The following is a 22229-nucleotide window of genomic DNA, read 5'->3' on the forward strand; positions in this document are numbered from 1 at the left end:
TCTTCCACCTCCGGACAAAGGATTGAGATGAACGCAAAGGCATTCGGCTGCTTCCTGCCTCCCTTTCACGACCCTTCGGTCAGTCCGCACGCGTCGTTGAAGCGCGACATCGAACTGTGCGGCCTCGTCGACGACCTGGGTTTCGACGAGATCTGGCTCGGTGAGCACCATTCCAGCGGCTGGAGCACGCTCAGCTCGCCCGAAATGCTGATGGCGGCGCTGGCCCGCGAAACGCGCCGGATCCGGTTCGCCACGGGAGTGATCCCGCTGCCCTACCACCACCCTTTGCATGTCGCGGAACGGATCACGCTGCTCGATCACCTCACCGCCGGCCGGGCGATCCTGGGTGTCGGCACGGGAACCTACGTCCACGACATGGAAATGATCGGGGTGGACCCGGCGTCGGTTCGCGACCATTTCCGTGCGGCGTTGGGGACCGTGCAAGCTCTTCTCAACGGCGAGACGGTCAACACCACGACGCCGTGGTTCACGGTGAAGAAAGCCGTGCTCCAGCTTCAGCCGCTGAGGGGTCCCGGCACCATCGAGACCGTCGTCGCGTCCTCGCTGAGCCCGGCCGGAATCGAGCTCCTGACCGACACGGCGACGACCCCGACCGTCCACGTGGCACCGCCGTGGGGCGCCATCCGGCCCGGCATGGACCCGGACCCGGTCGGCGCGCTGATCGAGCGCATCGACGCGTACCGGAACAAATCCGCGGGAGGGACACGGATCCGGTGCAACGTCTTCGTCCACATCGCGGACTCTCCCGCCGAAGGTGTCGAAGAACTGCTTGAAGGCTTTTCCGCGCTCCGCCGCGGCCTGTACCGGGGCACGCTGGGCATGCCCATCCCGGATTCGCCGGTCGCGCACCGCAAGACGTTGCAGAACCTCGTCGACACGGGCGGGTTCATCGTCGGCGACGCCGCGACCTGCGCCGCCAGGATCCGCGATCTGGTGGACCGGATCGGCGACCCGGTGTCGCTGAACTTCTTCGTGCCCAGGTGGATTTCGCACCGCGCGACCCTCGACCAGCTGACCGCGCTCGCGCACGAGGTCGTGCCCGCCCTCGTCGGCGGCTACGACGGCACGACCGAATCGCTCCGGCTCACGTCGGAAGAGGCCGCCCGCCAACTGAAATCCCGGACCGAGCTGGTCGGCAACGGAGGTGACAAATGAGCACCGCGCCGGTGAAACTGGACTTCAGTTCCGACGAGTTCCTGGCCGACCCTTGGCCCATCTACAAGGAGCTCCGGCGGTCGGATCCGGTGCACTGGTCGGCGGCGTTCAACGCCTTCCTGGTCACCAGGTTCGAAGACGTCCAGGCCCTGCTGGCCGACCGCGAAGTCGGCAGCGGGTTCCCGATGCGCAGCAGCCGCCGCCTGTTCGGCCGGACGTTGCTGGACACCGACGGACCCCGCCACCGCGATCTGCGGAAGCTGTTCATGCCGCTGTTCGCGGGCGCGTCGGTGAAACGGCTGCGCACGGAGATCCTCATCCCCGCGGTGGACCAGGTCCTCGACTCGATCGAGGCCGAAATGGGTGCCAGGGACGAAGTCGACGTCGAGTTCATGGAGCGGGTCGCGGTCGGGGTGCCCTACGCGATGGTCACCCGGTTGTTCGGGTTGCCGCCGGAGGACGCGGCCTGGCTGCGTCCCCGGGTGCTGCCGCTGGCGGGTGCGATCGAGTTCCCCGCGACCTCGCTGGATTCGGCGCTCGCGGCCAAGGCGGAGCTGATCGACTACCTGAAGGGCAAACTCGCCGACCGCCGCGAGGGCGACCGGATGCCGTTCCTCGATCTCGTGTTCCCGCCGGGTGAACCGCTCGACGAATCCATGCTGGGCACCGCCACGCTCTTCCTGCTCGCCGGCACCGAGACGAGCGTCGCGACCATCGGCAAGATCATGTACGCGGTGCTCGCGCACAATGTCGACCTGTCGGCCCTGGCCGATCAGGAGTACCGGACCCAGGTGGTGCGCGAGACACTGCGGTGGGAACCGCCGAGCCACACCATCCTCCGATACGCGTCAAGGGACCTGAACCTGCACGGGGTGGACGTCCCGCGCCGGTCCGCGCTCCTGCTGTCGCTGGGCAGCGCCAGCCGCGACGAGAACGCGTTCGAGGACCCGGACTCCTGGCGCCCCGAGCGGACCGACCAGCGGCTGCTGGCGTTCTCGTCGGGCCCGCACACCTGCCTGGGCATCCAGCTGGCGCTGGCGGAGTTCGACACGCTGTTCGAGCGGTTGTCGCACCGGTTCGGCGGCGTCCGGCTCAGCGGCTCGCTCGACGGCGTCCGGCCGGGGTTCTGGCGGCTGCGGGAACGCGGCCACATCTTCCGGCGGCCCGATCACCTCCATGTCCGGCTGGAGCGCGAACGCGATGCCTGACGCGCTCACCGTTCCCTACGATCTGACGGCCGAACTCGCTGCCGAACCCTCCGAGTACCAGCGCGCGAAGGTGGTGCTCGCCGCGTTCGCGGTCACCTTGAGCCGGTGGACGGCGGCGAGCGAGGTCGCGATCTCGGTCGCCGGGCGGGTGATCCGGGTCCAGGTCGACGACAAGGCGCGCGTCGAGGACTTCCTGGGCTCGATCCACCCGGTCGGCGTCGCCGAGGACGGGCCGGTGGATGTCGTGCTCGCCTCCCTGCACGCGGATCTGCGGTCCGGGGAGGCCCGCTTCGTCACCGAGGTGCCCGACGCCGAGCACGGTTTCCTCGCCGACGTCGCCACCGCGGTGGGCGAGCTGGCCTTTCTCGACGGTTCGCTGGAGGACGTGCGCTGCATCGCGCCGGAACGCCGCCGGATCCTCGACGCGCTGGCCGGCGCCGACCTTCCACCGGCGGACATCGAAACCCTGTTCCTGGAGCAGGTGCGGCTTCACCCGGAGCAGGTCGCGGTCCGTGACGCGAGCGCCGAGCTGACCTACGGGCGGCTCGCGCGGGCGGCCGACCGGTACGCGGGCGTCCTGCGTCGCGCCGGGGTCCGGCCCGGTGACACGGTGCTCGTCGCGACCAAGAGGTCGGTCGGGGAGATCGTCGCGTTGCTCGCGATCGTCCGTGCCGGAGCCGCGTACGCGGGGTTCGACGACGACGCGCCGGAAGCCCGGTTGGCGCGGATCATCGGCAAGCTGGCGCCCGCCGCCGCGGTGGTCGACGCCACCACGGCGGACCATCCCGTTCTGCGCGGGCTCACCCTGGTCGATACCTGGATCGCCGGCGAGGAAGCCGGCGCGGATCCCGAACCGGCTCCCGCCCACGACAATCCACAAAGGACCGCGTACGTCGCGTTCACCTCGGGGTCCACCGGTGAACCGAAGGGCGTCGTCGTCCCGCATCGCGCGGTCACGCGGCTCGCGCGGACGACGGAGCTCCAGCCGCGCCCGGGTGACCGTGTCCTGCGGATGGCGCCGCTGGCCTTCGACGCGTCGACGTACGAGATCTGGGTGACCTTGCTCAACGGCGCGACACTGGAGGCCTTTCCCGGACGGCTTCCGACGGTCAGGGCGCTCGAGAAGTTCTTCGTCGAGCGGAAGGTCTCCGTCGCCTGGCTGACCGCCAGCCTGTTCCGGCTGGTCGCGAACTCCCGGCCGCAGGCGCTCGCCGGACTCCGCTGGCTGCTGAGCGGAGGCGAGGTCGTACCGCACGACGCGGCGGCGCGGGTGCTCGGGTCCTACCCGGGGCTGGTGCTCACGAACGGCTACGGGCCCACCGAGAACACCACGTTCACGACCACGCACACCGTGCGCGGCAGCGCGGAGATCGACGGCCCCCTGCCCATCGGGAGGCCGATCGCCGGCACGAAGGTCTTCGTGCTCGACCGGAACGCCCGGCTCGTCCCGCCCGGCGGCGTCGGCGAGCTGTACGCGGCCGGAGCGGGCCTGGCCGACGGGTACCTGGACGACGAGACCGAGACGAAGCGGCGCTTCGGCCACTTCTCCCCCGATGTGGACGAACGCCTGTACCGCACGGGAGATCTGGTCCGGCTCGCCCCGGACGGGAACGTGGTCTTCCTCGGCCGCGCGGACAAGCAGGTCAAACTCGACGGGCATCGCATCGAAACCGAGGAGATCGCCACCGTCCTCGCCGGTCACCCCGGTATCCGCGACGCCGTGATCGTCGTTTCCCGGCAGGAGAACCAAAGTCCTCAGCTCGTGGCGGCCATCGTCGTGCGGCCCGGCAAGGACACCGGACCCCGCACCTTGCGGGCGTTCCTGTCGCGGCTGCTCCCGAGCTACGCGTTACCCGCCCTCTGGGTGGTGGTCGACGAGATCCCGCTGACCCGCAACGGGAAAGTCGACGAACAGGCCCTGATCGCGAACGCCCGATGAAGGAGAAATCGATGAGGTTGTCGCTCGGGCAGGAGCGGCTGTGGCTGGTGCAGCAACTCGACCGGACCAGCGCCGCGTACAACATCCCGATCGTCTTCCGGTTCCACCACGGTGTCGACTTCGCCGTGCTCGACCGGGCGCTCGGCGCGCTCGTCGAACGGCATCCGGTGCTGCGCTGGCGGTTCGTCGTGGACGAGTCCGGGACGCCCGCCGCCGTGCCGACCCCGGGTTTCCGCATCCCGGTGGCCCGGCGCACCGCGGCCGACGACGACTGGCGGAAGCACACGGCCGATCTGGTCAGCGAGCCGTTCGACCTCGCGGCGGCGCCGCCCATCCGCGCGATGGTCGTCGAATGCGCCGACGGCTCGGCGGTGTTGTGCGTGGTGAACCACCACATCATCACCGACGGGCGGTCCATCCAGATCGTGACCGAGGACGTCGTCAAGCTGTACCGTTCGGAGACTCCAGCGCCGCTGGAGGTGACTTACGAGGAGTACGTCGCGTCGCAGCGCGCGGCCGCCGATTCGGTGGCGGAGCACATCGACTACTGGCGGCGTGAGCTCGACGGATTCGAGCCGCTTCGGCTGCCGGCGGACCGGCCGCGTTCGGGCAACCCCGGCTTCGCGGGCGACCACGTCGATTTCGAATTGCCCGCCGACCTGACGAAAGCCTTCAGTTCCTTCGCGCTGCGGAACCGTTGCGCGCTGTCCAGTGCCGTGGCCGCGGTGTTCCAGGCCCTGCTGTCCCTCCATTCAGGACAGGAGGACATCACGATCGGCACGGTACTGGCCGGTCGGGACGACCGCAGGTTCGCCGACGTCCTCGGCTTCTTCGTGAACACCGTGGTGCTGCGCGCCCGCATCACGCCGTCGATGTCGTTCCGCGAGCTGCTGAAGGTGACGCGCACCAAGATGGTCGACGCCTACGCCCATCAGCAGGCACCGTTCGACCAGGTGGTCGCGGAAGTCCGGCCGGAACGGGACGCCGGGCGCAACGCGATCTTCGACGTCGTGGTCGTGCACAACGGCGAGATCCCCGCCGACGGCGAAGACGAGATCTCCAGCGTGCCATGGGCCGGGGTGGCGACCCGGTTCGATCTGGAACTGGTCACCCATGTGCAGGACGGGAAGTTGCACGGCTCTCTGGTGTTCCGCACCAGCCTTTTCGACCGCTCCACCGCCACCCGGCTCGTCGGCAGGCTCGTCCGGCTGGTCGAACACATGCTGGAACACCCCGACGAGCCGCTTTTCGAGGCATTGCGCGGGCAGCTCGACTACTGGCGCAAAAAACTCGACGGCCTGCCCGCGGCGCTGGAGCTGCCGACGGACCGCGCACGCCCGCCGGTGGCGTCCTATCGCGCCGGCTCGCTCTCCTTCACCGTGGATCCGCATGTCCGTGAAGCGGGCCGCCGTCATGACGCCACCCTGTTCATGACCCTGCTGGCGGCCTTCGACGTCGTACTGTCCCGCTACGCCCGCACCACCGACGTCACGGTCGGTGTTCCCGCGCCCGAGGCGAAGATGCTGGTGCTGCGCACCGACCTTTCCGGCGATCCCACTTTCGCGGAGCTGCTCGGCCGCGTGCGGGAGACCACGCTCGGCGCGTACGCGAACCAGGACGTCCCCTTCGAGCGTCTCGTCGAGGAATTCGCGCCGCGACAGGACTTCAGCCGCAATCCTCTAGCCCAGGTCGTGCTCCGGGTGGTGGACGAGCCGTTGTCGGCCGTCGCACCGGCCGGGAGCCGCTCGGAACCGTTCGATCTCGAATGCCTCGTGTCGGACCGGGCCGGGGTGCTGGAGGCGCGGATCGACTACAACGCCGAAGTGTTCGACCAGGTCACGATCGAACGCTTCGTCCGGCACTTCCGGCGGCTGCTCGCGTCCGCCGTGGCCGAGCCCGAACGGCCGCTTTCCGCTTGGCCGATGATGGGCGATTCCGAGGTCCGCCTGCTGACCGAGGACTGGAACGCCACGACCACCCAGCTGCCCTCCCCGGCGACGGTGCCCGCGGTGTTCGCCGCACAGGTGCGCGACCGTCCACAAGCGACAGCGCTGGTCTGCGGCGACGATTCCGTGACGTACGAGGAACTCGACGTCCGGTCCAACCGGCTCGCGCACCGGCTGCGCACGCTGGGCGCCGGACCGGGGACCGTCATCGGGGTCTGCCTGCCGCGCTCCCCCGGCCTGATCACCGCGTTGCTCGCGATCCTCAAGACCGGCGCCGCCTATCTGCCGATCGACCCGGAGTATCCCGAGGAGCGCCAACGGCTCCTGCTCGCCGACGGCCGGGCGCGGTTGGTGATCACGACCGATCTGATCGCCGATCCCACGCTCGACCAGGAACCATCGGCCGCCCTCGAGACCGAGGTAGGCCCGCGCGACCTGGCCTATGTCATCTACACCTCCGGCTCGACCGGCCGTCCCAAAGGCGTCGAGATCGAGCACCGGTCGATCATCCGGCTGGTCACCGGGCTGCCGGACGGCATCCTCGGCCCGGACGAGGTGGTGCTGCACGCGTCGGCGATCTCCTTCGACGCGGCCACCTTCGAGATCTGGGGCGCTCTGCTCACCGGAGCGACCTGCGTCGTCTCCACCGAACGAGTGCTCACCGCCCGGCCGCTCGCGGACGCGATCACCCGGCACCGGATCAGCACGGCGTGGCTGACCTCGTCGTTGTTCAACCACATCGTCGACGAGGACACCGCGGCGCTGACCGGGCTCCGGAATCTGCTCGTCGGCGGTGAAGCGCTGTCCGTCACCCATGTCCGCCGTGCCGTCGCCGCGCTGCCCGGCACGAAGTTCTTCAACGGATACGGCCCCACCGAGTGCACGACGTTCGCCACGTGTCACCCGATCACCGCCCCTGTTCCCGAGAACGCCAAGGGAATCCCGATCGGCCGTCCGCTCGGGAACACGCGGGTCTACGTCCTCGACGAGCGTGGCGGGCTCACGCCGACCGGGGTGCCGGGCGAACTCCACGTGGCGGGCCCCGGTGTCGCCCGGGGCTATCGGGGACAGCCGGAACTCACCGAGGAACAGTTCGTCCCCCACCACGAGCCGACCGGTGAGCGGCTCTACCGGACCGGGGACGTCGTGCGGTACAACGCCGACGGCGATCTCGAGTATCTCGGCCGCGTCGACGACCAGGTCAAGATCCGCGGCTTCCGCGTCGAACCCCGCGAGATCGAAGCCGCGCTGCTGGCCCGGCCGGAGATCACCCAGGCCGCCGTCGTCGCCCTTGAGGACGGCTCGGGTCAGAAGCGGCTCGTCGCCTATCTCAAGGGCAACGTCGACGGCACCGCTCTGCGTGCGGAGCTGCGCCGGGAGCTGCCGGAGTACCTGGTGCCCTCTGCGTTCGTGTCGCTTCCCGAACTCCCGTTGACCATCAACGGGAAACTGGACGTCCGGGCGCTGCCGGAACCCGGAGACGGCACCCGTGCGGACGAGGCCGCCCCGCCGCGAAACCCGACCGAGGAGAAGCTGGCGGCGATCTGGGCGCAGGTCCTCGGCCGTGAAACCGTCGGCAGGGACGAGAGCTTCTTCGACGTCGGCGGGCATTCCCTGAAGGCCGCGCAACTCGCGGTCCGGATCGGGGAGACCCTGCGGATCGACCTGCCACTGCGGACGCTGTTCGAGCGGCCCACGATCGCGAAGCTGGCCGAAGAGATCAACGGCGACCGGCGGACCACCGTGCGTTCGTTCGATCCGCCGGCACTGTTGCGCGGTGTCCTCCCGGAGTCGTTGCCACCGCGGGGATCCGGTGCCGTGTCGGAAATACTGCTCACCGGTGCCACCGGATTCGTCGGGGCGTACCTGGTCCGCGAGCTGCTGGCGCGCGAGAACGTGCGGGTGCACTGCCTCGTCCGTGCCGCCGACGAACGGTCTGGATGGCGGCGGCTGCGCGAAAACCTGGACCGCTACGGCCTGCGGGACGACGTCGACGAGAACCGGATCAGCGTGATCCCCGGCGATCTCGCGGCACCCGGACTCGGGCTGACCGACACGGTGTTCGCGCGGCTCGCGGGCGAAATCGACCTGATCTGCCACAACGGCGCCTGGGTCGACGCGCTCTCCAGCTACGAACAACTCGAAGGCGCCAACGTGGGCGGCACCCGCGAGCTGATCCGGCTGGCGGCCACCACCCGGCTCAAGCGGCTGCAGTTCGTGTCGACCATTTCCGCCGGTGAGGAGAACGGCTCCCGCAGCGGATACGCGGAGACCAAGGCGCACGCGGAGCAGCTGGTCATCACCGCGTACGAGCGCGGGATACCGGCGGAGATCTGCCGTCTGCCCCGGATCGTCGGGGATTCGAGGACCGGGCAGGGGAACACGCGGGACATCATGCTGCGGGTGCTGCGGAACATCCTCGAACTCGGCGCCGCGCCCGACACCGAGATCGAGGAACCGTGGATCGCGGTCGACGAGACGGCGGGCGCGCTCGCCCGGCTCGGCCTGGACCGGCGGCCGGACGGCGGCCGGTTCGTGCTGGCGGGCGAACGGCCGATGCGGCTGACGTACCTGGTCGAGCTCCTGCGCAACGCCGGTACCGACATCGGCACCCTGCCCGTGGCGGATTGGCTCTCCGCTCTCGAAGCCCATTCCCCCGAGGAACACGCCATCCTCAAGCTGCTCTTCGGCTCCACTTCGTCGAGCGGCCGCCCGAGCAGCGAATTCGAGCCCGTCGTCGTGCCGAGCCCCGACGACGGCGCGCTGCTCCGTTACGTCGACCGAATGCTCGTCCGGACCACTGCTGAAGGGCTGTCGCGAAAATGACCCGTGAGAACCGGCCGGCCCTGTACCGGTCCATGAAACTGATCCGCGAGTTCGAAGAGCGCTGCCTGGCGATGGCCATCGCCGGGGAGATCGACGGCGGGATCCACCCGTACATCGGGCAGGAGGCCGTCGCGGTGGGCATCTGCGCGAACCTGACCGAACGCGACGGCATCACCAGCACCCATCGGGGCCACGGTCACGTGCTGGCGAAGGGCGCGGAACCGCGCCGCCTGCTCGCCGAACTCCTCGGCACCCTCGAAGGGTTCAACAAGGGCCGCGGCGGATCGATGCACGCGGCGGACATGAAGCTGGGCATCCTGGGCGCCAACGGAATCGTGGGCGCGGGCGGCGCGATCGCCTCCGGCGCCGCGTGGGCGGCCAAAGCCCGCGGCGATTCCGACGTCGTCGTCAGCTTCTTCGGCGACGGGGCGATGAGCCAGGGTGTCCTGCTGGAAGCCTTCAACCTGGCCGCGATCTGGTCGCTGCCGGTGCTGTTCGTCTGCGAGAACAACCAGTACGCGACGAGCCTCAAACTCGAAGCGGGGCTGGCGGGGGGCGCGGTCCGGCGCGCCGAAGGCTTCGGGCTGGTTTCACGCAGCGTCGACGGCATGGACGTCGAAGCGGTGGAGAGCGCCGCGGCCGAACTGCTCGAAGGGGTTCGCGCGGGGCGGGGCCCGGCGTTCCTGGAATGCCGGACGTACCGGTTCTTCGGGCACCATTCCGTGCTCGAACTCCTCGGGGTCGAGTTCCGCGACCCCGACGAGGTCGCCCTTTGGCGCACGAAGGACCCGATCCCGCTACTGGGCGATCAGCTCGGCGAAGACGTCGTCGCCGGGATCGACGCGGCTGTCAAGGAAACCATCGACGAGGCGGTCGAGTTCGCGAAGAACGCCCCGTCGCCCGACCCGAAGGACGCACTCATGTATCTGTACGCGGGAGCCACCGCCGTCCGGCCGGGGGTGATCCTGTGAGCGGGCTGCCTTCACCGGAGAACTTCGGCTACATGCACGCGATGAACCGCGCCCTGCACGCCGAGATGGCTGCCGACGAGGACGTCTTCCTGCTCGGCGAGGACGTCGGCGTCGGGGCGAGCGGGGTCACTTCGGGGCTGCTGCCCCGGTTCGGCCCGGAGCGGGTGCTGGACACCCCGCTGTCCGAACAGGCCTTCACCAGTTTCGGGACCGGTGCGGCGATGGCGGGCAGGAAACCGGTGATCGAGTTCCAGATCTCCTCGCTGATCTACCTGGTCTTCGAACAGATCGTGAACCAGGCCCACAAGTTCTCCCTGATGACCGGTGGACAGGTCCGGATCCCGGTCACCTATCTCGTGTCCGGATCGGGTTCGCGGTTCGGCTGGGCGGGCCAGCATTCGGACAACCCGTACAGCCTGCTCGCGCACGCGGGGATCAAGACCGTCGTCCCGGGTCTGGCCGCCGACGCGTACGGGCTGCTGCGGGCGGCGATCCAGGATCCGGATCCGGTGGCCGTGTTCGCTCCCTCTCCGCTGCTGGGCGCGACGGACGTCTCGTACGCGGGCGAAGAGGACATCGTGCCGCTGGGGCAGGCGAACGTCGTCCGGGAAGGCGGCGACCTGACGGTCGTGGCGGTGGGCCAGCACGTCGGTACGGCGATCGAGGTCGCCGAGAGCCTCGCGGACCGGGTCGACATCGAGATCGTCGACCCGCGCACGGTGTACCCGTTCGACTGGGAGTGCCTGCGCAAGTCGGTCGACAAGACCGGGCGGCTGATCGTGATCGACGACTCGAACCGCATGTGCGGGCTGGGCGCGGAGATCGTCGCGACGGCGGCCGAGGAGTTCGATCTGGTGGCACCCCCGAGGCGGGTCTGCCGCCCGGACGGCACCGTGATCCCGTACGCCCTCGCCCTCGACAAGGCCCTGGTGCCCGGGGCGGCGGAACTGACGGCCGCCGTCGACGCGGTACTGCGGTAGGAGGACCCATGGAAACCTCGGATCGTTACCGGCGGACCCAGGACGCCTTCGACGCCGTGCTCGCCACCGTGCGGCCGGACCAGTGGGACGCGGCCTCGGCGTGCGAACACTGGACGGTGCGCGACGTGACCGGGCACGTCATCTGGGGACTGGAGGTGCTGCGCCATCACGCGTCGGGCCGGGAGTTCACGGTGGAGAACGGGCCCGCGGGTTCGGCGAAGCCCGGCGAGCTGGCCGGTGAAGACCCGCTGGCCGCGTGGCGCACGGCCAGGGAAGCGGCCGATGCCGCCGTCACCGGCGAGCTGCTCGTCCGACCCGCTCCCGCGTGGTACGTCGCCAACCGTCCTGATGCGACGGTCACGGACTACCTGGCGCTGCTGACGTTCGACACGCTGGTGCACACCTGGGACATCGGTTCCGCGCTCGGGCAGGACGTGCGCATGGATCCGGACATCGTCGCGCCGTCGTTCTCGCTGGCCCGGCTGATCATCAGCCGCACGCCGGGGACCTTCGGACCGCGGGTGAAACCGCCCGCGGACGCCGGCCCGCAGGAGCGGTTTCTGGCCTTCCTCGGCCGCTCGGCCTGAGCCCGGCGTTTCGCGCGTGGCGATGGCGAGCCTTCGGTCCAGGTGGTCGTGAGTGGCGTTTCGGGTTAGAACCCGAAACGCCACTCACGACCAGCCGCACCGACTCGCTTCACCTTCACCTTGACGCCCACGGCGCGATCGCTATAGGTTCTAACTATAGCGACAAGCGCTAACGCATCGAAGGGGAAGTGTCATGTTCCGCACCGCACGCCGCCGGATCACCAGCCGCGCCGCCCTGCTCACACTCCCGCTGGCCCTCGCCGGCGTCCTCGGCGCCACGGCGCCCGCCCAGGCGGCTCCCGACCACCACACCAAGCCGGCTTCGCTCACCTGCCAAGGCAAAGGCATCGACCGATCCGCCAAGGTGCACTACCGGACCGAGATCTTCGTCAAGGCACCGATACGCACCATCTGGAACCTGCAGACCGACGTGGAGGCCTGGCCGTCCTGGCAGAACCCCGCCATCCCCGTCACCATGAAACGCCTGGACGACGGCCCGTTGCGTAAGCATTCCCGCTTCCAGCGGACCATTCCCGTCCCGCCCGGTATGCCCTACCCGCCCGGTGACGTGACCATCGTTTCCACCGTCCGGCAACTCCAGCCCGGCAAATGCATCCGCTGGACCGGGCCCCTCGACGGCCCCGGCGGCATGCACATCGACGGCGTCCACGTCTGGAACTTCGTCAAGGTCGCCGGCGGCGTCATCGTGCGCACCGAGGAGAGCCACACCGGCCCGCAGGTCGACAAGGACGTGCCCGGCTCCACCGCGATGCTCGGGCAGGGCCTCGAAATCTGGCTGAAGGACCTGAAGAAGGCCGCCGAAAGCCGGAACCAATAAGCTCCTCGCATGGAGATCATCGGGCCCGCCGACGCGCTTCCCGGACACCGGGTCCGGCGGGTCGCGGTGGCGGGCCCCGCGGGATCCGGCAAATCGACGCTGGCGCGAACCCTGTGTGAACGCATGGGGATCCCGTTCGTCGAATTCGAGTCCTTCTTCCACGCGCCGGGCTGGACGGTGCGGGAGACCTGGCAGGCCGACGTCCTGGAATTCGTGGCCGGTGACGAATGGGCCATCGAATGGCAGGGCGAAGAGGTCCGGGAACGGATGACCGAGCGGCTGGACGTCCTGGTCTGGCTCGATCATCCGCGCGCCATGACCGTGGCGCGCACGATCGTGCGGACACTGAAGCGCCGCGTGGGGCGCGGTTCGAAGATCGCCGGCGGCAACGTCGAGGGCCCGCTGCGCACGTTCTTCACCGATCGCGATCACATCGTCAAGCTCGCCTGGCGCTACCACCCGATGATCCGGGCACGCGTGCGCAAGGTCATCGTCGAGAACCGGTATCCGGACCTCGTCGTCGTCCGGCTGCGTGGTCAGCGCCAGGTCGATCGCTGGCTCGACGGGCCGTTCGCCCGGAACCTCCGCTACGGCGCCGGCGGGTGACTGTCCGATGAGGACAGCGGGCGGCTGCCCCGAACCGCCACCCCCCCGCGGACCTTTCGGGCAGTCCTTGATCACCGGGGTTGTCCCGGTACGCGCCCGGTGGTAACGATACGGGCGGGCCGGGACGGCCGGTCCACCCTCCGTGCTGGGAAGCCGAGGGTGTTCCGCCTCGTCGACCTCGTATTTCCGCCGATCGTGTTCCCATCCCAACCAGGCCAAGGCGACGCATGCAACCCAATTTCGACGCAGGTGAGGACTTCGCGCTCCTTTTGGAGCGAGAGGCCAAGAAACTCGAGGAAAAAGCCCAAGCCCTGACGGCCGCGTTCACCGCCTCGGCGTCCACGGTGACCTCTCCCGACGGCTCGGTGACGGTGACGGTCGAGGCCAACGGCTCGTTGAGCGCCATCGAGTTCGGCAACCGGGCCACCTCGCTGGGACCGGCCCGGCTCTCTTCTCTGGTCATGCAGACGGTGCGCACGGCCCAGCGCAGGACCGTCGAGAAGGTCACCGAGTCCTACACCGAGATCAACGGTGAAGACGAGGCCGCGCAACTGGTCCGCACCTTCCTGCCGAAGGTGGAGGACGAGGAGACCGCGCCGGGCGACCCGGAACAGGACAAGTGGGCGCCGGAGGCGCACAACGAGCCGCCGCGTCCGCAGGCGGGATACCGGCCGCCGCCACCGCAGGCCGGTCCCCCGATGCCGCCGCAGCCCGGCCGTCCCGTGCGGCCGCCGAACCCCCCGGCGCCGCGACCCCGGCGACCGGCCTCCCCCGACGACGATGAGATGAGCCCCTGGTGACCGGATTCGGTGTCGACACGGAAACCATGAACGAGTTCGCCGGTCACCTCGGCAGACTCGAGGACGCGCTGCGGAAGAGCGCGGACATGGTGGGCAGTTGCGTGGCGGATCCCGGCATCTTCGGCATTTTCGGCGGCCAGATCTACGGCGCCGGCGCGAGCATGCACTGCGGGAAGGCGCGGGACCACCTCAACAAGTACTCGGAGAACGTGCAGGAGTTCTCGGACAGGCTTCGCGAAGCCGCGAAGAAGTACAACGCCAACGAGCAGGAGACCGAGAAGCTGATCACCGACGCCGGCAAGGGGATCGACGAGGTGAAGGTCAAGTGAGCGACGAGTACCACCGCAACGATTTCGGGAACAACACCGGCACGAAGGCCAGCGACTTCAAGGACGAGAAGAACAGCTTCCTCGCGGGCAGCGGCGACACCACGGGCGCGGGCTTCTTCGATTCCGCGTTCTCGCTGAAGAAAGCCGTCGACGAAGGGGACAGCCTCAGCATCGGACTGGCCTCGGCGGGGATGGCGATCGAGATCCTCGGCATGGTCGCCGATCCGATCGGATCGCTGCTCACCGCCGGGATCGGCTGGCTGATCGAGCACATCGTCATCTTCCGCTGGCCGTTGGACTTCCTGCTGGGAGACCCGAAGGGCATCGAGGCGGCCAAGACCGCGATCTACAAAGAGGGCGCGGAGGTGCGGGAGTGGGCGAAGGACCACGACGCCGCCACCAAGAAGTTCATGGAGAAGTGGACGGGCGAGTCCGCCGACACCTTCCGGGCCGACATGGAGGGCGTCGCCGCCCAGATCGAGGCGCTCGCCGGGTACATCGAGTTCGCGGGCAAGCAGATGGGGATCGCCGGCGCGGTCATCGGCGCCGTCCGCGGCATCGTCCGCGACATCATCGCCATGACGCTGGCGGGCATCCTCAAGGCGGCGATCGTGGCGGTGGCACTGGCGCCGGTCACCTTCGGCGGTTCGATCATCGCGGCGATCACCTCCATCATGAGCACGGTCGCCGTGGCGATCGCCAAGATCGCCAAGCAGATCGCCGACGTCGCCAAGAAGCTCGCCGAGATGCTCAAGATCCTGGCGAAGACCCGCGGCGCGGCCGACGACGTCGTCAAGCTGACCCTCGGCGGCGGCAAGATCACCCTGCCCAAGCCGAAACCCGCTGGTGGAACACCGATGCCCGGTGGCAAGAAGCCGATCGAAGGCCCGCCCCCGAAGCCGGGCGACGGCACTCCGGACGCGACGCCCGACGCTCCGAAGCCCAAACCGGAGAAGCTCAGCGACATACCCCCGAGGGTGGTGCGCGAGAAGCTGGCGAAGGAGTTGGAGGGGCATCCCGACGCCAAGAAGATCTTGGAGCGGTACGACTACTGGAACAGCTTCCCGATCGGTGACCTGAAAACGAGGTTCCCGAAGGCGGCGGACGCGCTCGACAAGCTCGAGAAGGGGCTCAAAATCCTCAGCGACCCGACCTACGGCGCGTCGGGCATGGCGGGGAAGACCATCGTCGAGTTGACGAAGGCCATCCCGCCCGCCGTGAAAGAGACACCGCCGGAGGAGAAGGAAGAGCAGTAAGGGGCAGGCGGCCCTGTACCGGTGTTCCGGGACAGGGCCGCCTGTGCTTTCGTTCGGGTCATGACTGAACGGGTGAACATCTCCTCCGGCGGCGACTACGAGACGGTCTTCGGCTACAGCCGGGCGGTACGCGTCGGCGAGCACATCCACGTCTCCGGGACCACGGCGCGGGAACCCGCCCGCTCGGGTGACGCGTACGAGCAGGCCGTGGCCGTGCTTTCGATCATCGAGGCCGCGCTGCGGGACGCCGGCTCGAGCCTGGTCGCGGTGGTCCGCACGGTCACCTACGTCACCGACATCAAGGACGCCGACCTGGTGGCACGGGCACACCGGGAAGCCTTCGGTGACGTGCTGCCCGCGGCCACCATGGTCGAGGTGTCGGCGTTGCTCGACCCGAAGATGAAGGTCGAGATCGAGGCCTACGCCATCGAGAAGTAGCTCAACCGCCGTGGTCGTGGCCCGGCATCGGAAGCAGCCGCGGCACGCGGTCTTCGGTGCCGGGGGCGACGATGACGAACTGCCCCATCATCCCCTTGTCCTCGTGGCGCAGGATGTGGCAGTGGTACATGTAGGGCGCCGCCGGATCCGCGTGGCGCCCGAATTCGACGGCGAGTTTCACGGTGGCCTGCTTCGGCACGTAGACGGTGTCCTTGGGACCGGCGAGATAGGCGGGCGGCGGCGCACCGTCGATCTCGAGAACGCGGAACGCGACCTCGTGGATGTGGAAGTTGTGCGTGTAGGTCGTGTTGTGGATCTCCCAGATCTCGCGCGCGCCCGCCGGGACGACCTCGTCGATCCGCGTCATGTCCATGTCCCTGCCGTTGATCTCCGAACCGGTCAACGTCATGCGCCGGACGCGGGCTCCCGGCGGCGCCTCGGGCAAGACGGCCGCGGAAAGCCGCTCCGACAACGGTGACGGGTCGCGTCGCGGTCCCGTCGCGATGATCTTGAGCAGGTCGAAGTCGCCCTCCTCGATGTCCGTCGCCGCCTCGGTCCGCTCGCCGACGGTCCGGAGGACCACCTGCTCGCCGGGAGCGAAGGAGGCGACGATCTCCAGCCGTTCGCCGGGGCTGAGGACCGCCCGCCGGACGGCGACCGGTCCGGGCAGGAGCCCGCCGTCGGTGGCGATCACGTGGAATTCGCGCCCATCGGCGAATTCGAGGAAGTAGATCCGGGCGTTCGACGCGTTCAGCACCCGGAACCGGGTCCGGCCGGCGGGCACCTCGACGAACGGATCGAACGTGCCGTTGACCAGGATCGTGTCGCCGATCAACCCGAACGTGCCGCCGAAGTCCTCCACGAGCCGCCCGTCGGAGTCGAGCCGCTTGTCCTGGAGGATCAGAGGGATGTCGTCCACCCCGTATTCCGACGGCAGCCCGGTTGCGGCCGGCTCGGCGTCGACGATCTGGATCATCCCCGCCAGGCCGCGGTAGACGTGCCGGGCGGTCTGTTCATGGGGATGCGGGTGGTACCAGCCGGTGGCGGCGGGCTGGTCGACCGTCCACTCCGGACGCCAGGTCGACTCCGGAGCGATCGTCTGGTGTGGACCGCCGTCCATCCGCGCCGGCAGGCGCATCCCGTGCCAGTGCAGCGTGGTCGGCTCGCCGATCCGGTTGGTGACGGCCATCGCCACCCGGTCACCGCGGCGCATCCGCAGCGTCGGACCGAGGTGGTCGGCGTTGATCCCCCAGGTGTCCGCCCGCTTGCCCGGGATCAGTTCGGTGCTTCCCGTGCGGAGGGTGAGCTCGAACCGGCGGATACCGGAGGCGTCCGGGTCCGGCGACAGCAGCGGCGGCACCCGCAGGCGGTTGGCGAACGCTCCCGGCGGATGAGCCGTTCCCGCCGAACAGCCCGCGACACCGGCGGCCACGAGCGCGCCGAGTTTCAAGAAGGAACGTCGGTCCATGGCGTGATGGTCGCGGCGGCGGGGTGCCCGGCGCGTCGGCCGGGAACGGTAGTCCGGGAAATCCGACCGGCGCGGTACGTCATCCCGGTGCGGTAGGCCATTGCCCGTCACGGACGGACGCGCCGCGGGACGGGCTCGGCCAGAGTCGCCACCATGAGAAAACTCGTCACGGCGGCGATCGCCGTCGCCGCCTTCCTGACCGGTTCGCCCGCGCTCGCCGAGCCGGGCGGACTCGACCTCACAGTGACCCCGTCGGGCTTCACCGCGCCGTCCACCACCCGTGCGGGCGTCCTCACCCTGAAGGTGCGGTCGGAAGACCCGGCGGGCGCGTGGGTGGGCCTGGTGCGGCTGCGCCCGGGAGTCGCGCTCGAAACCTATACGCGGCACCTGAAACAGGCGATGTCCGACGATCCCGCGGACGTGATGGCGGGCGGCAGGGCCGTCACCGCCGACGCGGAGATGTTCGGCGGGGTCGCCGTGGCCGCCGTCCCGGCGGCGGCCGATATCGCCGTGTCCCCCGGGGACTACCACCTGGTGGATTTCCGCGACGTCGCCGAGCCGGATTTCCTCTCGCGGATCCGGCCGCTGCGGATCGGCGCCGGGACGACGCCGAACGCGGCCAAGGCGACGGCGGCGATCGTCGCGACCGACAGCGGATTCCTCGCGCCGCCTTCGCTCAAGTCCGGCGCACCGGTGTTCGTGCTCAACGCGTCCGGGCAGTTCACCGAAGCCATGCTGCTTCCGGTGCGGCCGGGGACCAGGCTCACCGATCTCGACGCCTTCTTCGCCCGCACCGGGCCGAGCCCGTTCACCGGCCGCCCGACGGGGGTCGTCCCGCTGTCACCGTGGCGCTCGGCGATACTCACCACGGCGCTCCCTCCCGGCGAGTACGCGCTGGTCACCTGGGTGCGCGACCTGCGCACCGGGGAACCGCTGGCGCTGCGCGGCGCGCGTGCCCTGGTGCGCATTGCCTGACATCACAGAGGTCCTGATGAGCGTGAGACGACCCACGGCGGCCGAGACCGCGGCCGGGATCGGCGTCGCGGCCCTCGTGGCCGTCTCGGCGGTGACGCGGATCGGGCCGAGCGGACCGGAAGGAACGCTCGGCCCGCTCGGTGCCGTCCTGCTCGCACTGCTGGCCGCGCTGCTCACCGCGCGCCGGATGTTCCCGTTCGGCGTGCTGGTGGCGGTCAACGCGGTCGTCGCGGCGTGGTTCGTCCTCGACTTCCCCGGCAGGCTCATCACCGTGGCGGCACTGATCGCCTGCTACACCGTCGCCGCCGAACGCGGCTGGCGGCTCGGCGCGGCGGCCTGGGCGGTCACCGCCGCGGTGTCCACCGTCGTGGTGCACGGAACCCTCGGTGTGACGTGGTTCGACGACCGGGCGGTGAACGCGCTTTCGCTGGAGCTGGCCGCGGTGGCGCTCGGTTCCGCCGTCCACTACCACCGCGCGTACGCCGCGGGCGCACGGGAACGGGCACTGCGAGACCGGTTGCGGGAAACCGAACAACGGCTGGAGATCGCCCGCGAACTGCACGACGTGGTGGGCCACACCATGGTCACGATCAGCGTGCAGGCGGGCGTCGCGACCCATGTGCTGGAACGGAACCCGGAACAGGGCGCGGCCGCGCTGCGCACCATCAAGACGGTCAGCGACGAAGGGCTGGCCGAAGTCCAAGCGTTGCTCGGCATGCTTCGCGTCGACGGAACCGCGGCCGACCGTGGCGGCCTCTCCCGGCTGGAGACCCTGCTGGACGTGACGCGGGCGACCGGTGTCCCGGTGGAACTCGCGGTGGAGGGCGAACGCCGTCCCTTACCGCCGCGGGTGGACCTGGCCGCGTTCCGGATCGTCCAGGAAGCACTGACCAACGCTCGGCGGCACGCGCGGCCGGCGTCGATCCGGGTCCGCCTGCTCTATGGTGACGACGTGCTGGAGATCGGGGTTCGCAACGACGGAGCGGGCGAGAGCGCCCCGTCTCCCACCGGTGGCAACGGGATCTCCGGACTGCGTTCGCGGGCCACCGCCTTGGGCGGGACCCTGCACGCGGCGCGGACCGGTGAGACCTTCGAGGTCACCGCCACGCTGCCGGTGGACCACTGATGCCGATCCGGGTGCTCATCGCCGACGACCAGTCCCTGGTCCGGGCGGGCTTCCGGGTGCTGGTGGAGTCCGAGGACGACATGGAGGTCGTCGGCGAGGCCGGAGACGGCGCCACCGCGGCCGCCCTCGCCGAACGCCTCCGCCCCGACGTGGTCCTGATGGACGTGCAGATGCCCGGCACCGACGGGATCGAAGGCATCCGGCGCATCACCGCGAATCCGGAGCTTTCGGCGGTGCGCGTCCTCATCCTCACCACTTTCGACGCCGAGGAGTACGCGGTCGCGGGCATCACCGCGGGCGCGAGCGGTTTCCTGCTCAAGAACACCGCACCCGCCCAGCTCCTGCACGGCATCCGGGTGGTGGCGGGCGGCGAGGAGCTGCTGGCCCCCGGGCTGACCCGAAGGCTGATCGCGCGGCTCGTCACCCCCGCGCCACCGACGGTGAACGACACGGTGTTCGCCGAACTCACCGTCCGGGAACGGGAAGTCGTCGCGCTCGTCGCCGAGGGGCTGAGCAACGCGGAGATCACCGCCCGGTTGTTCATCAGCGTGGCGACGACCAAGACCCACGTCAGCCGCGCGCTGAGCAAACTCGGCGCCCGCGACCGGGCTCAGCTGGTCGCCATGGCCTATCGGCACGGCCTGGTCAGCCCACCCGAGCCCGGCCGGTGAACCAGCCGCGCCCCTCGACGCGGTAGGTCACATGGACCGCGTTCCTTCCGGCGGCCGCACTCACCTGGGTGAGCGACGCGGAATCCGCGCCCTCGAACAGGCGGGTGCCGCCGCCGACCATCTCCGGCACGACATGCAGCCGCAGTTCGTCGACCCAGCCACCGGCGAGCGCCTGCCGGACGACCGAAGCCCCTCCCGCGATCACGACGTCACGCCCGGCCGCCGTCTCCTTCGCCCGCCGGAGCGCCTCCTCGACACCGGTGACGAAGGAGAACCGGGTCGGTCCCTTCACCAGATCGGGTTCTGAGCGATGAGTGAGCACGTACACCGGCATCCCCCAGGTCCCGTCCTCGCCCCACAGCCCGATCCCCACGTCGAACAGCGTCCTGCCGATGACGAACGCCCCGGTGTCCTCGAACATCACCCTGGCCGCCGCCTTGTCGACGTCGTCCGGGTCCTCCATGCTCCACGCGGTGAGCCGCTGTCCCGCGGTCCCGAACGGCGCGTCCACACCGACGCCTTCTCCCGCCACGTACCCGTCCAGCGACGGGCTGATGTCGACGATCGTCTTCCCCACCGGGGCCTCCCTTGTCCGTTTCCCTGATTGTGGGCACGGGGCCGCGCGGTCACATCCGTCCACAGTGGTACATCCGCCCGTACTCCGTGGGGATGACGGCTACCTCCCGAAAGAGCCGACGAGTGCTTCGGGAGCTTCGCGCGTCTCGTAGAGCTTCCAGAAGGCGTCGGCGAAGACGTCCGGATGGATCACCTCGGGCTCGAAGTCCATGGGGCTCGCGGTGAGCGCCTGATGCGGCACGCTGCCCTCGATCAGCGCGCCGACGTTGACGGCTCCGGTGTACACCCCCTTCTCCGCGAGCACGGCGTTCAGGTTGTGGAAGTAGTTCCGAAGCGCGGCCTGCGCCATGCCGACGTTGCCGAGGAAGGGCGCCGGGTACAGGCCGGATTGCCCGGCGGTGAACAGGATCGCGCCGTCGCCGCGCTCGGTCATGGCCGGCAGGACGGCGCGCACGACTGCCACCGCGGAGACCAGGAAACGGTCGAGGATGAGCCGGAGGTTCTCCGGATCCACGTCGAGCACCGGCACGATGCCCTCACCCATGGTCCCGCCGCCGGGGTTGAACGCGACCGCGTCGATCCGGCCGATCGCGCTGACGGCGGACGCGATCTGCGCCGGCTCGTAGACGTCGGCGACGAAACCGTTCGCTTCGATGCCGTCGCGGCCGAGTTCGGCGACGAGCGCGTCGAGGTTCTCGGTGGTGCGCGCGACGAGGGCGATCCGGAAGCCCTCGCGGCCGAAGCGGCGCGCGAGCGAAAGTCCCAGCACCGGTCCGGCGCCGAAGATCGCGAGTGTCTTGGTCATTTGTCCTCCAGAGTTAAGTTGAGGTCTTCCTCAACTTATACCCATAACTTGAGGCCTCCTTCAACTTGACTACGATGCGGTCATGACCAAACCCCTGCGGAAGGACGCCCAGCGCAACCGCGACCTGCTGGTCGAGGCCGCCAGGGGGCTCTATGCGGAACGCGGCCTCGACGTCGCGCTCGAAGAGATCGCCAAGACCGCGGGCGTCAGCATCGGCACGCTGTACAACCACTTCCCCCAGCGCGCGGATCTGGTGAACGCCGTGTTCGCCGACCGGACCGAGACCGTCGCGAAGCTCGCCGAGCACGCGCTCTCCCTCGACGACGCGTGGACCGGCTTGACCTCCTTCGTCGAACGGGTCTGCGAATTGCAGGCCGCCGACCGCGGTTACAACGAACTCGCCTCGACCCGTCCGCCGCAGGCCGAAGACCTCGAACGCGGCTACGAACTCATGACCCGGATCGTCGACCGCGCCAAGGAGAGCGGCGCCCTGCGCGCGGATTTCACCCTCGAGGACATGGCCTTCGTGACCTGGGGGATCGCGCGCACCGTGGAGGCGACCGCGGCCGTCCGGCCGGAGGCGTGGCGCCGCCATCTCGCGCTGCTGTTCGACGGGATGCGGGCGCCCGCCGCGAAGCCGTTGCCGGAGCCCCCGCTGCTGCCCGGGGAACTGGCCCGGATCATGGGCGGCTGCGGCTGAGGGCAACC

General features: G+C 69.6%; 20 protein-coding genes. 17 read left to right on the forward strand and 3 right to left on the reverse strand.

From position 1 onward, the window contains the following. The first annotated feature begins 27 nt into the window (after positions 1-27). The 13 genes from ACZ1DY_RS35890 to ACZ1DY_RS35950 all read left to right on the forward strand — a co-directional run bounded on the left by ACZ1DY_RS35890 (position 28) and on the right by ACZ1DY_RS35950 (position 15900). The gene (locus ACZ1DY_RS35890) at positions 28-1176 is read left to right on the forward strand and encodes an LLM class flavin-dependent oxidoreductase (protein WP_126732628.1); all 1149 of its coding nucleotides are present in this window, start codon (positions 28-30) and stop codon (positions 1174-1176) included. Beyond that, entirely contained in the window at positions 1173-2384 is a 1212-nt protein-coding gene (locus ACZ1DY_RS35895; protein WP_465482329.1) for a cytochrome P450, read from the forward strand. Before ACZ1DY_RS35890 ends, ACZ1DY_RS35895 begins: the two co-directional genes overlap by 4 nt. Beyond that, positions 2353-4323, forward strand: coding sequence for an amino acid adenylation domain-containing protein (locus ACZ1DY_RS35900; RefSeq protein WP_465482330.1), 1971 nt, complete (start codon positions 2353-2355; stop codon positions 4321-4323). The genes ACZ1DY_RS35895 and ACZ1DY_RS35900 overlap by 32 nt, the downstream gene beginning before the upstream one ends. Before the next feature lie 11 nt (positions 4324-4334). Continuing rightward, positions 4335-9095 carry an amino acid adenylation domain-containing protein gene (locus tag ACZ1DY_RS35905; protein ID WP_465482331.1) on the forward strand — a complete coding sequence of 1587 codons (4761 nt, stop codon included), beginning with the start codon at positions 4335-4337 and terminating at the stop codon, positions 9093-9095. Next, positions 9092-10066 carry a thiamine pyrophosphate-dependent dehydrogenase E1 component subunit alpha gene (locus ACZ1DY_RS35910; protein ID WP_465482332.1) on the forward strand — a complete coding sequence of 325 codons (975 nt, stop codon included), beginning with the start codon at positions 9092-9094 and terminating at the stop codon, positions 10064-10066. The genes ACZ1DY_RS35905 and ACZ1DY_RS35910 overlap by 4 nt, the downstream gene beginning before the upstream one ends. Next, the gene (locus tag ACZ1DY_RS35915; RefSeq protein ID WP_257484562.1) at positions 10063-11046 is read left to right on the forward strand and encodes an alpha-ketoacid dehydrogenase subunit beta; all 984 of its coding nucleotides are present in this window, start codon (positions 10063-10065) and stop codon (positions 11044-11046) included. Before ACZ1DY_RS35910 ends, ACZ1DY_RS35915 begins: the two co-directional genes overlap by 4 nt. A gap of 8 nt (positions 11047-11054) precedes the next feature. Then, on the forward strand, positions 11055-11633 hold the full coding sequence (locus ACZ1DY_RS35920) for a TIGR03086 family metal-binding protein (protein ID WP_465482333.1): 579 nt from the start codon (positions 11055-11057) through the stop codon (positions 11631-11633). Between the two features lie 193 nt (positions 11634-11826). Further along, positions 11827-12471 (forward strand): SRPBCC family protein, encoded by a 645-nt coding sequence (locus tag ACZ1DY_RS35925; RefSeq protein ID WP_465482334.1) that lies wholly within the window; start codon positions 11827-11829, stop codon positions 12469-12471. Between the two features lie 9 nt (positions 12472-12480). Beyond that, entirely contained in the window at positions 12481-13077 is a 597-nt protein-coding gene (locus tag ACZ1DY_RS35930) for an AAA family ATPase (RefSeq protein WP_465482335.1), read from the forward strand. Positions 13078-13304: 227 nt separating this feature from the next. Continuing rightward, a complete protein-coding gene (locus ACZ1DY_RS35935) occupies positions 13305-13877 on the forward strand; it encodes a YbaB/EbfC family nucleoid-associated protein (protein ID WP_257484558.1) in 573 nt (190 codons plus the stop codon). Continuing rightward, positions 13874-14206, forward strand: coding sequence for a type VII secretion target (locus tag ACZ1DY_RS35940; protein WP_321183296.1), 333 nt, complete (start codon positions 13874-13876; stop codon positions 14204-14206). The genes ACZ1DY_RS35935 and ACZ1DY_RS35940 overlap by 4 nt, the downstream gene beginning before the upstream one ends. Beyond that, positions 14203-15462 (forward strand): hypothetical protein, encoded by a 1260-nt coding sequence (locus ACZ1DY_RS35945; RefSeq protein ID WP_465482336.1) that lies wholly within the window; start codon positions 14203-14205, stop codon positions 15460-15462. The genes ACZ1DY_RS35940 and ACZ1DY_RS35945 overlap by 4 nt, the downstream gene beginning before the upstream one ends. 60 nt (positions 15463-15522) lie before the next feature. After that, positions 15523-15900 (forward strand): RidA family protein, encoded by a 378-nt coding sequence (locus tag ACZ1DY_RS35950; RefSeq protein WP_225949325.1) that lies wholly within the window; start codon positions 15523-15525, stop codon positions 15898-15900. Between the two features lies 1 nt (position 15901). Here the strand turns inward: ACZ1DY_RS35950 and ACZ1DY_RS35955 are convergent, their stop codons facing one another. Beyond that, positions 15902-17368, reverse strand: a complete 1467-nt coding sequence (locus tag ACZ1DY_RS35955) for a multicopper oxidase family protein (RefSeq protein ID WP_465482337.1) — start codon at positions 17366-17368, stop codon at positions 15902-15904. Between the two features lie 153 nt (positions 17369-17521). Between ACZ1DY_RS35955 and ACZ1DY_RS35960 the strand changes: the two genes are divergently transcribed. Genes ACZ1DY_RS35960 through ACZ1DY_RS35970 form a run of 3 tightly spaced genes read left to right on the forward strand, consistent with a single transcriptional unit; the run spans position 17522 to position 20140 of the window. Then, positions 17522-18343, forward strand: a complete 822-nt coding sequence (locus tag ACZ1DY_RS35960; RefSeq protein WP_257484555.1) for a hypothetical protein — start codon at positions 17522-17524, stop codon at positions 18341-18343. Positions 18344-18359: 16 nt separating this feature from the next. Continuing rightward, positions 18360-19469, forward strand: coding sequence for a sensor histidine kinase (locus ACZ1DY_RS35965; RefSeq protein WP_465482338.1), 1110 nt, complete (start codon positions 18360-18362; stop codon positions 19467-19469). Continuing rightward, entirely contained in the window at positions 19469-20140 is a 672-nt protein-coding gene (locus ACZ1DY_RS35970; RefSeq protein ID WP_465482339.1) for a response regulator, read from the forward strand. The genes ACZ1DY_RS35965 and ACZ1DY_RS35970 overlap by 1 nt, the downstream gene beginning before the upstream one ends. Here the strand turns inward: ACZ1DY_RS35970 and ACZ1DY_RS35975 are convergent. Then, positions 20115-20717 carry a dihydrofolate reductase family protein gene (locus tag ACZ1DY_RS35975; RefSeq protein ID WP_465482340.1) on the reverse strand — a complete coding sequence of 201 codons (603 nt, stop codon included), beginning with the start codon at positions 20715-20717 and terminating at the stop codon, positions 20115-20117. The genes ACZ1DY_RS35970 and ACZ1DY_RS35975 overlap by 26 nt on opposite strands. 99 nt (positions 20718-20816) lie before the next feature. Next, positions 20817-21521, reverse strand: a complete 705-nt coding sequence (locus tag ACZ1DY_RS35980; RefSeq protein WP_465482341.1) for an SDR family NAD(P)-dependent oxidoreductase — start codon at positions 21519-21521, stop codon at positions 20817-20819. Positions 21522-21603: 82 nt separating this feature from the next. Here ACZ1DY_RS35980 and ACZ1DY_RS35985 point away from each other — a divergent pair, with 82 nt between their 5' ends. Beyond that, positions 21604-22221, forward strand: coding sequence for a TetR/AcrR family transcriptional regulator (locus ACZ1DY_RS35985; RefSeq protein WP_465482342.1), 618 nt, complete (start codon positions 21604-21606; stop codon positions 22219-22221). Positions 22222-22229 lie beyond the last annotated feature (8 nt).

The sequence above is a fragment of the Amycolatopsis sp. PSD-21 genome, from assembly GCF_055561455.1.